Source organism: Bacillus sp. FSL E2-8900, from assembly GCF_037966225.1.
In the GTDB taxonomy this organism is placed as follows: Bacteria; Bacillota; Bacilli; order Bacillales; family Bacillaceae_G; genus Bacillus_A; species Bacillus_A cereus.
The window spans coordinates 4,545,128-4,561,189 of record NZ_CP150193.1; the positions used below are offsets into that span (position 1 = coordinate 4,545,128).

A 16,062-nucleotide genomic window follows, 5' to 3' on the forward strand; every position below is an offset into this window, starting at 1 on the left:
AAATTTGAGACAGCCTTTTCTTCAAAAAATTATTCTTCTCCAAAACGCTCCACAAGTGTTGCAAGTGTACGTACCATTGCACCAGTTGCTCCAGCTGGACCTAAGTCGTGCGCGCCTTTTGTTTCTGATGTTCCAGCGATATCTAAGTGTACCCACGGTGTATCTTCAGCGAATTCGCCTAAGAATGTACCTGCCATAATCGCATGTCCTTCACGGCCTGGTGAGTTATTTAAATCAGCAAACTTACTGTTTCGAACGCGTTCTTTATCACGATCAAAAATCGGTAGTTGCCAAATTGGCTCATCTGTTTCCATAGAAGCCTCTAGCACTTGCTCAAATAACTCTTCATTATTTGTCATTGCGCCTGTCGTATAGTTTCCAAGTGCAACAATTACACCGCCTGTTAATGTTGCAACATCAACAAGGTAGTTTGCACCAAGTTTTTTCGCATACGTAATCCCGTCAGCTAAAGCTAGACGACCTTCTGCATCCGTATTTAATACTTCAATTGTTTTTCCGCTCATAGATGTAATTACATCGTCTGGCTTAAATGCCGTACCACTTACAACGTTATCAGTTGAAGGAATAACAGCGATCACATTTTGTTCTGGGCGAAGTTCACCGATAATTTCCATCGCACCTAATACAGCAGCTGCACCACCCATATCACCTTTCATACCGACCATGCCTTCACGTGGTTTTAAAGAATAACCACCTGTATCGTATGTAATACCTTTTCCAACGAATCCAATGACATCTGTCCACTCTTCTTTTCCTTTATAAATAAGAGCAATCATTTTTGGTGGCTCTACACTACCTTGGTTTACTGCAAGCAACGCACCCATACCAAGATCTTCCATCTCTTCTTTCTCAAGAACTTTATAGTCCATATCATACTTCTCCGCTAATTCAACAGCATACTCAGCAAGCTTTGTCGCTGTTAATACGTTTGGCGGCATATTTACAAGTGTACGAGCTGAATTTGTTGCACGTCCATGTACGTAGCCAACTGTTAATGCGGCTTCAATTTCTTGTGCATCTTCCGCTGTAATAGCCGTGAACTTCTCTAACTCTACACGATCCTTTTTATCTGATTTATACGTTTGTAATTCATATGTACCAAGGCCTTGTACCTCTGCTGCAATATGAGCGACATCAATCGCCTCTAATTTCTCTGTTACGAAAGAATCAAGTAAGATTGCTGCATCTTGTACTTTTGCTACTTGCAGTGTTTTAAATGCCTTACCAAGAGCCGCACGTAACGTTTCTGTCGTGTAAGACTCTTTCTTGCCTAAACCAACAAAGTAATAACGTTTCACATTTGTTTTTCCTAAGCTATGTACTTTCGAAATGGCCTTTTTCTTCGTAGATAATTCTTTCTCTTCTAGTAAAACTTGTAATTGTCCTTCAAACGCTTTGTCCAGTTCTTGTACAAAACTACTCATTTTCTCTTCTTCAAATAAAGCGACAATTACTGCTTCGTGACCTGCTAATTCTTTTTGTACTTGAAACATGTTCAGACCCCCTAAATTTCTCTAACACCATTATAACTTTATTTTCGATAAAATGCGACAATTCTAACTACAGTTATATGTCGTGTAAAATCCCCTCCATTATGAAATAAGCCAAGAAAAAAAGTCTAGCGTAATTACGACTAGACTATCTTTGTTTTAAATATTGACCACGAAACACTTGCATCGTTTCGTCTTGATTTAACATCGTTAACTCTTCTTCTGTAAACTTACCATTTCCTACTTTTACTACGTACACATTTACTTTTTTCTTACCCCATTGGCTATAAACATCTTTCACCGTATCATAATATAGATCAAGACGGTTTCCTTTTATTGCACCGCCCTTATCAGCTACTACACCATACCCATAACCTGGTACGAATAAAATTGTTCCAATTGGGAATACGCGTAAGTCCGCTGCGATTGTGGAATATAAATCCCTTTTCGCCTTAACACCTGAATATGTAATACCATACTCCGGATGTCCCGGCCTCTTACCAGTTGACTCAATTCCCGACGTATAACCTGTTGCAGTCATTTCAATTGAACGATATTTAGACCAGTCGTTTGCCTGCTCTAAAGCATTTATCACTTCTTTACTCGGAGCAACATTTCTCTTAACTTCTGCTGCATGTACTTCTTTTGCACTCGTTCCCTCATACTTCTTTACAATCTCTAATAAAGAAACTCCTGTGAAAGCATTCCATGTTACGCATAATGCAATTGCAAGTAAACAAGTCATCATAATGCGAATACAATATCGTTTTAACATTTTTATATTCCACACTCCTTCATCGTTAATCATTCCCTATACCATGAAGGAATATGCAAAAAAATAATCTCCAACTTAATTGGAGATTAAAACATTTGATATCCGCTTTTCCGAAGTTTCTTGATTACGACTCCTGCTAAAGCAGCCCCTACTAATCCAGTAGATAGAATAAATACGTCTGCTTGTCCTAAGTGCGATACACTTGTCCCAAATGAAGAAAATGTTTCTTTCGGTTTTGAAAAATAATCCCACATACTCGCTTTATTAATAATAAGCATACAAACAATCGGATACACAATAACCATTACCCAAGTAGCTCGCAAAATCATGTTGAGTAAAAATCCAATTCCAAAGAACAAAATAAAGAATAACATCATTGAAATAAGTAGTACCGGTATACTCACTCTTTTCCCCTCTCCTTCGCACGTGCCGTAAATACGTGATAAGCTGTATAACCAAATGGTTCGCCTGGATTTAATGTTTTGTCCACTTCAAGATGTAGTTCTGATCTTCCTTCTAACAAATATTTAATAAGCACAGACGTATTCGGATCGTCTACAATCTTATCCGGATGTAAGAACGCCACTTCAGACAATTCTTTCTCCTGTATAATAATATTTTCTCCTTCAGGCTCCAAAAGAAAAATAATCATATTATCACTAATCTCATTACGAATAACACCCGATCGAACACCAATGATCCCCTTCACATGAGCGACAATGCCTGTCTCTTCTAACACTTCGCGTTTCACAGCTTCATCAACCGTCTCACCTTCATTTACAAAACCAGCCGGTAAAGACCATTTCCCTTTTAATCCACTGTATTTCTTCTTAACAAATAGCCACCTACCATCTTTTGTAGCTACTAAACCACTAACAGCTAGCCATACCTTCCCTCGTTTCTCCATGATGTAATAACCTCCTCTTTCAGAACGGACAGAATATTCTTTCTTTTTATATTATACTATATTTTTAATATGAAAAAAGCAGAAACAGCTCTTAGCCGTTTCTGCTTTTTCTAATATATATTAAAAGAACTTTAATTTACCTTTTTTAAGAACTAATAAAGGTCCACCTAATAAGAATAGGTAACGGTTATCGATTACTTTCTTCATGAAGGAAGCTTTCCAACCTGTTAACTTTTTACCCATAACAACGCCCATTGCATCGTCATGACCTAAAGAACATACAGATCCTTTATTATCAAATGCGAATTTCTTCATTTCGCCTTTACCACGAACTAATACAGTTAAGTTGTGTGCAATATTGTAACCTTGTTGAATTGCGATTTGTGCTGTTGGTGGGTATGGACGGTTAATTTCTTCATTAATGATTAACGCTGCGTCACCAACCATGAATACATCTTCGTATCCTGGAGCATGCATGTACTCATCAACTTTTACACGTCCGCGCATTGCTTCAAATCCAGACTCTTCCACAATACCGTTACCACGAACACCTGCAGCCCAAACTACTGTTTCAGACTTAATTAATTCAGTGTCATCGCCATTCGCAACGATAATACCTTCTTCAGTTGCTTCTTTAATTGCTGTACCGATGCGGAATTCTACACCTTTTTTCTCAAGTTGTTTTACAGCGTATTCTACTAACGCTGGATCGAAACCTGGAAGTGCTGTTGGAGCAGCTTCTACACAGATGATACGTGCTTTTTCACGTGGTACATTGTACTCTTTGCAAAGTTCAGGAACACGGTTTGCAAGCTCACCTACGTACTCGATACCAGTAAATCCAGCACCACCAACAACGATTGTTACTAACTCATCGCGTTGTTCAGTTGCATATTTAGAGAAACTAGCTTCCATATGCTCACGAATTTCACGAGTTGCATTAATGTTAGCGATTGAGAATGCATGCTCTTTTAATCCTGTAATTCCGAATGTTTCTGATTCGAAACCAAGACCAATTACTAAGTAGTCATACTCTAACTCGCCGTCTTTTAAGATAATGCGTTTTTCAGCAGCTTTAATTTCTACTACTGTGTCTTGTACAAAGTTCACTTTATTTGTATCAATAACGTCTTGAATATCTAGACAGATTTTTTCATCTTGTAATGTGCCAGCTGCGCTCTCGTGTAACCAAGTCGCTTGGTAGTGATAGCTGTTGTTGTTTACTAGCGTAATTTCAGCTTCATTTACAGATAATGCTTTTTGCAGACGAACAGTCGTAATCATCCCGCCATAACCTGCACCTAAAACTACGATTTTTGGAGTCTTCACCAAATCACAACCCTTTTCTTTATATAATAGTAATGAGAAATAATACCAAGTACTAAAAACTCTATTTGTCAAGAATGTGGAATTTATCACATTCTATATCATAACAAAACGCAGTCAAAAAATCGTACGAATTTTGTCATAGAAATTTAACATAATACTTCCCTATATTAGTCGGTTTTATTCCAGAATTCAAGCGTCTGGAGAATTATCAATATTTTAAAATAACATAGCGTTTTCAAGGGTTTTTTAGACTTTTTTTCATGTATTTTCCTTTCTGTATATTTTATACAATAAAAAAGAACCTATGCGAAAACTTACACACAATTCAGTCGTTTTCAGAAGTATTATGAACTCAAATATGCTATCATTTATTTGAAAGTGTCATCATTTGCAGGATTTTCGTGTACATATGAACAATATATGAAATCAATATCAAAATTCCATCTATAGGGGGAATGAAAGTGGCAGAAAATCAAAAAGTTTACGACATAACAATTATTGGTGGTGGTCCAACAGGGCTGTTCACAGCATTTTATGGCGGTATGAGACAAGCAAGTGTAAAAATCATTGAAAGCTTACCTCAACTTGGAGGACAATTATCCGCACTCTACCCTGAAAAATACATTTATGATGTAGCTGGATTCCCAAAAGTGCGCGCACAAGAATTAGTTGATAACTTAAAAGAGCAAATGAAGAAATTTGACCCAACCGTTTGTTTAGAAGAAGCTGTCGATACGCTTGAAAAACAAGCTGACGGTATATTTAAACTTGTTACGAATAAGCAAACTCACTATTCTAAATCAGTTATTATTACTGCTGGCAATGGTGCTTTCCAACCACGCCGCTTAGAATTAGAAGGTACAGCAAAATACGAAAAGAAAAACTTACATTATTTCGTTGATGATATGAATAAATTTGCCGGTAAGCGCGTCGTAGTATTTGGCGGCGGCGATTCAGCTGTTGATTGGACAATGATGTTAGAACCGATCGCTGAAAAAGTTACAATCGTTCATCGCCGCGATAAATTCCGTGCGCATGAACATAGCGTCGAAAACTTAATGAATTCTCGTGCAGAAGTAAGTACACCGTATGTTCCAGTTGAACTCATTGGTGATGACAAAATTGAACAAGTCGTTCTTCAGCACGTAAAAACTGAAGAAAAAGTTATCATCGATGTTGATGACGTAATTATAAACTATGGCTTCGTTTCTTCTCTTGGCCCAATTAAAAACTGGGGCTTAGATATACAAAAAAACAGCATCCTTGTAAATTCAAAAATGGAAACAAATATTCCTGGCATTTACGCTGCTGGTGACATTTGTACATATGAAGGAAAAGTAAAACTCATTGCTTGCGGCTTCGGTGAAGCACCAACAGCAGTAAACAATGCAAAAGCTTACTTCGATCCAAATGCAAAACTTCAACCAATGCATAGCTCAAGCATGTTTTAATATGTAAAAATAAAAGCTCCTTCCATACGTGGAAGGAGCTTTTATTTTATATACCACGAAGGCACACTGAATTCGATAAACTATCGAACTCAGTGTGCTTTTCGTCTAAAAAAATTATTGTTTTCTTCTTCTACCTAATACGAATAATACTCCGCCAACTAAGAATGAAATTCCAGCACCAACTGACATCATCCATGGAGACGCTGCCCCTGTTTTCGGTAATTCTCTTTCTGTTTTTACTTGCGGCTCTTTAATTAATTTTTCCAATCTTACTTCCGGTTTCACTTCTGGTTCCTTCGGTTCTTTCGGATCTTCCGGTTTCACTTCTGGCTCCTTCGGTTCTTTCGGATCCTCCGGTTTCACTTCTGGCTCCTTCGGTTCTTTCGGATCCTCCGGTTTCACTTCTGGCTCCTTCGGTTCTTTCGGATCTTCCGGTTTCACTTCTGGCTCCTTCGGCTCTTTCGGATCTTCCGGTTTCACTTCTGGCTCCTTCGGTTCTTTCGGATCTTCCGGTTTCACTTCTGGCTCCTTCGGCTCTTTCGGATCTTCTGGTTTCACTTCTGGCTCCTTCGGTTCTTTCGGATCCTCCGGTTTCACTTCTGGCTCCTTCGGCTCTTTCGGATCTTCTGGTATCTTAAAATCTTCTTTTGTTTTCGGTAAAATTGTAACTGTAGGCTCAAGTGGCGGATTTATTTTATCGTCCACTACTGCTTTATTTGTTATCCCTTTACTCGGCGCTTCTTTTACCTTCGCTTTAAAAATAATACTACGTTCTTTCGTATCTGTAATTTCTAGATACTTGGCGATTACTTTTCCAAACTCCATTTTTAACTCTATTGGATTTGGCTCAGCCCCTTCAAATCTAATACTACCTTGCACGTATTCTAAACCGGCTGGAATTTCATCTTCTATTGTAACTACATCTAGTTTTCCGTTTTCCACCGTATTTTTGAAGCTAATTCGGTATTCTACTTCTTCTCCTAGCTTTGGCTCTTTATTACTTACTGTCTTCGCTGCTGTTAACTTACCATCTTTATATTCTGGCTTTATTTTCGCTGTCGGTTCTATAACTGGATGTTTCGGATCATCCACTTCAATAATCGCTTTATTTGTTATTTCTCCTCCAACTTTTGCTGTTTCTTTTACCTTTACTTTAAAGATGACACTTCTTTCTTTCGTATCCGTAATTTCTGGATACTTCACTGTTACTTTTCCATTCTCTACTTTAAGTTCTGTAGGCACAGGCTTATCACCTACGGCCTCCAGACTATCTTTCACATACTCTAAACCAGACGGAATTTCATCTTCAATCTTTACATCAACTAACTTCCCGCCATCTACTGTGCCGTTAAAAGTAATTCGATATTCAATTTCTTCCCCTAGCTTTGGTTCATGATTACTTACTTCTTTCCTTGCCTCTAGTTTCCCATCTTTATATTGCGGTGTGATTGGTATAAGCGACTCAACTGGCGGAGTCGTCGGATTATTATCATCAACAATCGCCTTGTTTACAATCTCTTTTCCTACTTGTACCGTCTCTTGTACTCTCACTTTAAAGATGATACTTCTTTTTTTCGTATCCGTAATTTCTGGATACTTTGCTGTTACTTTTCCATTCTCTACTTTAAGTTCCACCGGATATGGTTCCGGCCCATCAGACTTTATACTATCTTGTACGTATTCTAAACCGGCTGGAATTTCATCTTCTACCTTTACCTCAGTTAGTTTTCCGTTCTCTACCGTATTTTCAAAGCTAATTCGATATTCTACTTCTTCTCCTAACTTTGGTTCATGATTACTTACTGTTTTTTCTGCTTGTAATGCACCATCTTTATATTGAGGCTGAATAGAGATATTCGGTTGCTCTGGTGGATTTATTGTATCTTCCACAATCGCCTTGTTCACAATCTCTTCGCCTACTTTAGCTTTTTCTTTCACTTTCACTTTAAAGACGATACTTCTTTCTTTCATATCCGTAATTTCTGGATATTCCGCAAGGACGATTCCGTTTTTCACTTTCACATACAACGGTTTCGGATTCTCTCCCTCGGCTCTTTCACTACCTTCTACAAACTCTAAGCCAGTTGGTAATTCATCCTTAATCTTCACCTTCGCTACTTTTCCATGCTCTACTACGTTACGGAAAGTAATTCGATACTCTACTTCTTCTCCTAATTTTGGAGCTGGATTATTTACTGTTTTCTCAGCTTTTAGTTTTCCGTCCTTATACTCCGGCGTAATAATCGCTTCTGGTTTTTGCGGTGGATTCTTCGGATTGTCATCATCCACAATTGCCGTATTCACGATTTTCTTACCGACTTTTGCTACTTCCGTTACTTTCACTTTAAAGATAATACTACGCTCAGCTGTATCAGTAATATTTTCATACTTCGCTGTAATTTTCCCAGCTTCTTCTTTTAACTCTACTGGCGCTGGCTCATTACCTTCTGATTTTAAACTATCCTTCACATACTCTAAACCAGTTGGTAATTGATCCTCAATTTTCACTTCTGCTAGTTTTCCGTTTTCTACCGTATTTTTAAAACTAATTCGGTACTCTACTTCTTCTCCTAGCTTTGGCTCTTTTTTATTTACCTTTTTATCAGCTTTAACTTTACCGTCTTTATGCTGCGGGGTAATTTCTACTTCTGGTCGCTCTGGTGGATTTTTTGTATCATCAACAATTGCTTTATTTACAATTGCTTTGTCCACTTCAACAAAATCTTTCACCTTCACTTTAAAGATAATGCTTCTTTCTTTCATATCAGTGATATTTTCATACTTCGCACTAACCTTACCAGCTTCTTCTTTCAACTCTACCGGTGCTGGCTTATCACCTTCTGCTTTTAGACTATCTTTCACATATTCTAAACCAGACGGAATTTCATCCTCAATTTTCACCTCTGCCAGTTTTCCATCTTTCACCGTATTATTAAATGAAATTCGGTATTCGATTTCTTCCCCTAGCTTCGGTTTATGATTATTCACCTTTTTATGAGCAGCAATTTTACCGTCTTTATATTGCGGTGTAATTTTTGCTGTCGGATCAATTACTGGATGGTTCGGATCATCAACATGGATAATCGCTTTATTTGTAATGTCTTTACCTATTGCAACTGAATCTTTCACCTTCACTTTAAAGACGATACTTCTTTCTTTCGTATCCATAATCTCTGAATACTTTGCCATTACCTTACCATTTTCTACTTTCAACTCCACTGGTTTTGGCCCTTCACCTTCAGCCTTTTCGCTTCCTTCTACAAACTCTAATCCAGCTGGAATTTCATCTTCTATTTTTACCTCTGCTAGTTTTCCATCTTTCACCGTATTATTAAAAATAATTCGATATTCGATTTCCTCACCTAACTTCGGTTCATGATTACTTACTTCTTTTCTTGCCTCAATTTTCCCATCTTTATATTGTGGTGTAATCGGTACATAAGGCTCTTCTGGCAGATTCTTTGTATCATCTATAATTGCCTCATTTACGATTTCTTCTCCCACTTTTACGCTTTCTTTTACCTTCGCTTTAAAGACAATACTTCTTTCCTCTGTATCTGTAATTTCTGGATACTTTGCCATTACCTTATTATTTTTCACCTGTAGCTCTACTGGTTTCGGTTTAGAACCTTCTGCTGTGATGCTGCCTTCTACATACTCTAAACCATTTGGTAATGTATCCTTTATATTTACCTCTACTAGTTTTCCGTTTTCTACCGTGTTTTTAAAACTAATTCGGTATTCTACTTCTTCTCCTAGTTTCGGTTTATGATTATTTGCTACTTTCTGCGCAGCAATTTTACCATCTTTATATTGCGGAGTAATTTCCACACGAGGCTCTTCTGGCTCATTTTTTGTATCTACTACGATTGCTTTATTAACAATCTCCTTGCCTATTTCTGCCTCTTCTTTTACTTTCACTTTAAAAATAATACTTCTTTCTTTTGTATCCGCAATTTCTAGATACTTTGCCATTACCTTGCCGTTTTCAAATTTCAATTCTACCGGACTTGGTTTAGAACCTTCTGCTTGTAAACTGTTCTCCACGTACTCTAATCCAGCTGGAATTTCATCTTCTACTGTAACCTCTACTAGTTTTCCGTTTTCTACCGTGTTTTTAAAACTAATTCGGTATTCTACTTCTTCTCCTAATTTCGGTTTTTTATTGTTTACAAATTTCTCTGCTTTAAGCTTACCGTCTTTATATTCTGGCGTAATTGTTACTTCTGAAGTTGTTGGATCTTTTGTATCATCAACAACTACTTTATTGACAATGCCTTCACCAACCTTAAATTCTTCTTTTACTTTCGCTTTAAAGACGATACTTCTTTCTTCTGTATCCATAATTTCTGGATATTTTGCGATTACTTTTCCATCTTTCACTTTCAGTTCTACCGGATCTGGCTTAGAACCTTCTGCTCGTAAACTATCTTTCACATACTCTAATCCATTTGGTAAATCATCTTTTATTGTTACCTCTGCTAGCTTTCCGTTTTCTACCGTATTTTTAAAGCTAATTCGGTATTCCACTTCTTCTCCTAACTTCGGTGTTTCATTATTTACCGTTTTCTTCGCTTCCACTTTTCCATCTTTATGCTGTGGAGTAATTTCTGCCGTCGGTGTTTCTGGCTCATTTTTCGTATCATCAATAATTGCTTTATTGACGATTTTTTTACCGACTTTCACTTCATCTTTTACTTTCACTTTAAAAGTGATACTTCTTTCTTCTGTATCCGTAATCTCTGGATACTTCGCCATTACCTTACCATTTTCAAATTTCAATTCTACTGGATCCGGCTTAGAACCTTCTGCTTTCACACTGTTTTCTACGTACTCTAAACCTTCGGGTAAAGTATCTTCTATTTTCACCTCTGCTAGTTTTCCGTCTTCTACCGTGTTTTTCATACTAATTCGGTATTCTACTTCTTCTCCTAACTTCGGCGTTTCATTATTTACCGTCTTCTTCGCTTTCACTTTTCCGTCTTTATGTTGCGGAATAATTTCTGCTGTCGGTGTTTCTGGCGGATGTTTCGTATCGCTCACAATCGCTTCATTAACAATTGAATCGCTCACTTTACCTTTTACTTTCACTTTAAAGGTAATACTTCTCTCTTTTGTATCTGTAATCTCAGGATACTTTGCCATTACCTTACCGTTTTCAAATTTCAATTCCACTGGATCTGGCTTAGAACCTTCTACTTTTACACTATCTTTCACATACTCTAATCCATTTGGTAAATCATCTTCTATCTTTACCTCTTTTAGCTTTCCATGTTCTACCGTATTTTTAAAGCTGATTCGGTATTCCACTTCTTCTCCTAACTTCGGCGTTTCATTATTTACCATCTTTTTCGCTTCAAGTTTTCCATCTTTATACTGAGGAATAATTTCCGCAGTCGGATTAACTGGCTTATTTTGCGAATCATCAATAGTTGCTTTATTAATGATTTTTTTACCGACTGTTACTCCTTCTTTTACTTTCACTTTAAAAACGATACTTCTTTCTTCTGTATCCATAATTTCTGGATATTTTGCCATTACCTTACCGTTTTCAAATTTCAGCTCTACTGAATCTGTTCCGACACCTTCTGCTTTCAAACTATTTTCTACATACTCTAAACCTTCTGGTAAAGTATCCTCTATTATCACGTCTGTTAGCTTTCCGTACTTAACCGTGTTTTTCATACTAATTCGGTATTCTACTTCTTCTTCTAACTTCGGTGTTTCATTATTTACGATTTTCTTCGCTTTAATTTTTCCATCTTTGTGTAATGGTGTAATTTTCGCTTCTGGTTCTTTCGGATGTTTCGTATCATCCACAATTGCCTTATTGATGATTTCCTTACCTACTTCCGCTTCTTCCTTCACCTTTACCTTAAAGACAATACTTCTTTCTTTCATATCCGTAATATTTTCGTATTCAGCAATGACTTTTCCATCTTTCACACTTAACTTTAATGGAGCTGGTTTATCACCTTCAGCCTTTTCACTGCCTTTTACATACTCTAAACCGTTAGGAATTGTATCCTCTATTATTACCTTTTCTAGTTTTCCGTTTTCTACCGTGTTCTTAAAGCTAATTCGGTATTCTACTTCTTCTCCTAGTTTTGGTGATGGATTATCTACTGTCTTCTTCGAATCAATTATTCCATCCTTATGTTGCGGAGTAATTCTTTCCTCCGGCTCAATCGGTGGATTTTTCGTATCATCAACAATTGCTTTATTGACAATCTCTTTATCTACTTTTGCTTCTTCCTTCACCTTTACTTTAAAGACGATACTTCTTTCTTTCATATCCATAATATCGATATACTTAGCTTTGACTATCCCATTTTCAACAGCTAATTCTACTGGTCCAGGTGCTTCTCCTTCGGCCTTGATGCTATTTTCTACATATTCAAGACCTTTTGGAATTGTATCTTCTACTCGCACCTCTTCAAGTTTTCCGTTCTCAACCGTATTATGAAAACTAATACGGTACTCGATTTCTTCGCCTAACTTTGGCTTCTTATTATTAACTACCTTTGTAGCAGCAATTTCACCTTTTTTACTTTGCGGTGTAATAACAACCTTTGATTCAACAGGCTCATTTTTCGGATCTTTTGCAATTGCTTTATTTACGATTGCCTCCCCTACTTTTGCCGAATCTTTTACTTTCACTTTAAAAACAATACTTCTTTTTTCTGTATCCGTAATTTCTGGATACTTTGCCATTACTTTGCCGTCTTCCACTTTTAGTTCTACTGGCTCTGGTTTTATACCTTCAGCTTTCAAACTATCTTTCACGTATTCAACACCTTTAGGTAGTGTATCTTCTACTAGCACCTTTTCTAGTTTTCCGTTTTCTACCGTATTATAAAATGTAATTCGGTATTCCACTTCTTCTCCTAGTTTTGGTGTTTGATTCGTTACGCTTTTTTCAACATCCACTTTACCGTATTTATAATCCGGCGTAATCTTTTCTTCTGGATGCTCAGTTTGTCCATTCGGCTCACTCACAACCGCTTTATTAACGATCGTTTCTCCGGCTTTTGCCTCTTCTTTTACTTTCACTTTAAAGGCAATGCTTCGCTCTTTTGTATCCGTAATCTCTGGATATTTTGCGATTACCTTACCATTTTCTACTTTTAACTCTACTGGATTTGGTTCAGCACCTTCAGCTCTCTCACTGCCTTGAACAAATTCTAAGTTAGCTGGAATTTCATCTTCTATTGTAACTGCATCTAGTTTTCCGTTTTCCACCGTATTTTGGAAGCTAATTTGATATTCAAATTCTTCTCCTAGCTTTGGCTTCTTATTTGTTGCTTTTTTCTTTGCAGCAATTTTACCGGCCTTATGCTGTGGTGTAATCTTCTCTTCTAGATTCTTTGGTGGATTTGTTTTATCACTAACGGTTGCTTTATTAACAATTTCTTCACCAATTTTTGCAGTTTCTTTTACTTTTGTTTTAAAGACGATACTTCTTTCTTCCATATCCATAATTTCTGGATACTTTGCAATTACTTTTCCATTTTCAAACTTCAGCTCTACTGGCTCTGGTTTTGCACCTTCTGCTTTCAAACTATCTTTCACGTATTCAAGATTGCTTGGTAATTCATCTTCAATGGTCAATACATCTAGACGTCCATCTTTTGTCTTATTTTTAAATGTAATACGATACTCTACCTCGTCACCTAGCTTCGGTGTTTTATTAGATGCTATTTTTTTAGCTTCTATTTCTCCAGGGATCTCTTTTGGAGTCGTAACCGTAATATCTGCATCATCTGCAGTTTCATAATTTACCTCGCTACTATCTTGTCCCTTTACAACAACGATATTTTTTACTGTTGTATCTGATTGTACAGAAGCTTTCACTTTTACTTTGAATGTAATAACAGCACTTTCACCAGGCTTTAAAACACCGCCGTCTTTAGCATTTGCACCTTCACCAATACGGAAATCAATTTGATTATTTACAAACTCTGCTTCATCATCGCTTGCATTATCTGTTTTATTTCCTTTATTACTTCCAGACACATATTGAATAGATCCCGGAACATACTCTAAACGATCATCTAATTTATCAAAACCTTTTACATTAGATACAGGGGCTTGGTTATTTTTCGTATCATTTTTCACTTCAATTTGATACGTAAACTCTTCACCAGCTTTAACGTCCTTAATTTCTTTCCCAGCACTATCTAACGCCTTTTTATCAACTTGTAAGTTTGGCGCATTATGTTCTGTAACAAATGTAGCGTTATTTAATACGTAAATATCACCAGTAGCACCATTTGCTTTAAATTGCATTTTACCTTCTTTTAAATCATTTTTTACTTTAGCAGGTCCTTCAAGATGATACGTATGAATATCAGTACTAAATGAATTTGTCCAATCCGGATTATATCCTGGATATTTTTTCGTAACAAACTCGTTAGTACCATCCACTTGCACTTCTGTCATAGATGAATCATTAACATCATTTTTTTTACCGTTAATGTTTTCTAAATCTTTATAACCGAATCCAAAATCATACTGCCCAAAATCATAGGCATATATATCATTTTCAGCAGGATCTCCTTGTGACGAGAAATAACTAAATTTCGCCTTAAAAGCCCCTTCTTTTGGCGTGTTTATTTTATTAATACCAATAGTTGTCCAGGCTGCACTTTTTTGAGCAACTAACCCTTCCCAAATCTTCATATCTTTTACGGTTTCTTTATGGTTTTCATACACTAATATAAGATTCCAGTTGCCCCAGTAGTAACCACTGCCTTTTTCAAATTTAATTTGTGGCACATTCGCAACTGTCACCGTTTGAGAAATACCTTGCTTTGCAATTACATTTGTTACGTCAGCATATGCAACATAACCGGCACCAGCACCCGAGTAATTTGAAATATACGGTAAATAATCCGCTTTTCGTATACTATCAGCACTTACTTCAGCGTATCCTTTATTCCCCATTTTCATTTTAACGGGCTCTCTTACCTCTGCATCGCTAACTCTATACTCTTTAGATGGATAAGTTGGCGTTCCCATAGCTGCTGTCCAAAACAAATACGCCTTTTTTACTTTACTTCCAGCAGGAATGTTAGGAAATGCGCCTGTTGACGAATTAAAAGTACTATTATCGTTATCAACGTCCACTGTCATTTTGTTCGTTTTATAACCCATACTTTGTCTGCCGTAATGGTCAGTTGTCAAACCAAGCGTCACATTACCAGTCTGTACTAAATTACCAGCAGCAATTGTAGAATACAGTGGATCTCCAAACCCTTGTTTATCTCCTGTTTGGATTTGAACCTTCGAAGCATTTTCTGACGCAGCTTGTACTTCTGCAACACTCTGCTTTACTGCCTCTTTTTCTGGCTGTTTCTCAGCTTCGGTTACTGTTTGTTTTGATGGTTCTGTTTTTGATGTAGGGTTATTTTCATCTTCTACAGATACTTTTAGCTTTTCATCAACTTTTTTAATTGTATTATTAGCTGATGGGCCAACTTCTTTCTTACTACTGTCAGCCTCCTCATCGGCATTAGCTGCTACCTTTTCTTCAGAAGGGATTCCCTCAACATCTACAGACATGTTTCCTATTTGTACTTGATCTTTTTGCACACTAATCTTTTGTTTGTATTCTTTATTAAAATGCTGCGTGCGGCTAGCCTTTATTAGCACCGTCATTTTTTCGTGTGATTTTAAATCTCGAATTTTAAGATTAGAAGAAAGAAGTTTGCCTCCCTTATCTTTTTCTTCTACATAGAAATCCGCTACTTTATTTTCAGGTAACTTCTCTCCGTTTACTTTGACAGATTGCGAGAGGAACGTAATTTTATTTTCATTACTTTGTTTAAGCACCAATTCTTGAATTGGTGTATCTCCCGTATTTTCAATCGTATATTGAAATACGTGCTCCCTCTTAGCTACTTCCCCCCTATATATTTCGGCATTTACTTGCTCTGCCTTAATTTTCACATCATTTCCTTGTAACTCATCCCAGCTTTTTTTATTTATCTCTGCAAAAGCACTGGGTGAAGGCAATATGATGGATAGGAGAAGTGTGATCATTGTTACGACATTAAAACACTTCAATACTTGTTTCATATTTTCTAC

The 16,062-nt window shown here is 36.9% G+C and carries 7 protein-coding genes; 1 reads left to right on the forward strand and 6 read right to left on the reverse strand.

What is annotated here, in order from left to right; genetic code table 11:
- Positions 1-29 precede the first annotated feature (29 nt).
- The 5 genes from pepA to NST90_RS23420 form a co-directional block, all read right to left on the reverse strand.
- The gene (gene pepA, locus NST90_RS23400) at positions 30-1,514 is read right to left on the reverse strand and encodes a cytosol aminopeptidase (RefSeq protein ID WP_283748270.1); all 1,485 of its coding nucleotides are present in this window, start codon (positions 1,512-1,514) and stop codon (positions 30-32) included.
- 145 nt (positions 1,515-1,659) lie between these two features.
- Positions 1,660-2,286 (reverse strand): 3D domain-containing protein, encoded by a 627-nt coding sequence (locus tag NST90_RS23405; protein WP_006922360.1) that lies wholly within the window; start codon positions 2,284-2,286, stop codon positions 1,660-1,662.
- Positions 2,287-2,372: 86 nt separating this feature from the next.
- Complete coding sequence (locus NST90_RS23410; RefSeq protein ID WP_000027016.1) at positions 2,373-2,690, reverse strand: YuiB family protein; 318 nt, start codon at positions 2,688-2,690, stop codon at positions 2,373-2,375.
- The gene (locus NST90_RS23415) at positions 2,687-3,193 is read right to left on the reverse strand and encodes an NUDIX hydrolase (protein WP_000415315.1); all 507 of its coding nucleotides are present in this window, start codon (positions 3,191-3,193) and stop codon (positions 2,687-2,689) included. Before NST90_RS23415 ends, NST90_RS23410 begins: the two co-directional genes overlap by 4 nt.
- A gap of 120 nt (positions 3,194-3,313) precedes the next feature.
- Positions 3,314-4,522 (reverse strand): NAD(P)/FAD-dependent oxidoreductase, encoded by a 1,209-nt coding sequence (locus NST90_RS23420; RefSeq protein WP_000856612.1) that lies wholly within the window; start codon positions 4,520-4,522, stop codon positions 3,314-3,316.
- Between the two features lie 461 nt (positions 4,523-4,983).
- On the opposite strand from NST90_RS23420, the gene NST90_RS23425 reads away from it, so the two are divergent.
- Positions 4,984-5,973, forward strand: a complete 990-nt coding sequence (locus NST90_RS23425) for an NAD(P)/FAD-dependent oxidoreductase (RefSeq protein ID WP_000829784.1) — start codon at positions 4,984-4,986, stop codon at positions 5,971-5,973.
- A 114-nt stretch (positions 5,974-6,087) separates the two neighbouring features.
- Here NST90_RS23425 and NST90_RS23430 read toward each other — a convergent pair whose 3' ends face one another.
- Complete coding sequence (locus tag NST90_RS23430) at positions 6,088-16,053, reverse strand: isopeptide-forming domain-containing fimbrial protein (protein WP_339200741.1); 9,966 nt, start codon at positions 16,051-16,053, stop codon at positions 6,088-6,090.
- Between the last annotated feature and the right edge of the window lie 9 nt (positions 16,054-16,062).

Bases quoted from the DNA above. Each gene is read 5' to 3' on its own strand.
- NST90_RS23415 (WP_000415315.1), bottom strand. From the start codon at position 3,193: ATGGAGAAACGAGGGAAGGTATGGCTAGCTGTTAGTGGTTTAGTAGCT.
- NST90_RS23430 (WP_339200741.1), bottom strand. From the start codon at position 16,053: ATGAAACAAGTATTGAAGTGTTTTAATGTCGTAACAATGATCACACTT.
- NST90_RS23405 (WP_006922360.1), bottom strand. From the start codon at position 2,286: ATGTTAAAACGATATTGTATTCGCATTATGATGACTTGTTTACTTGCA.
- pepA (WP_283748270.1), bottom strand. From the start codon at position 1,514: ATGTTTCAAGTACAAAAAGAATTAGCAGGTCACGAAGCAGTAATTGTC.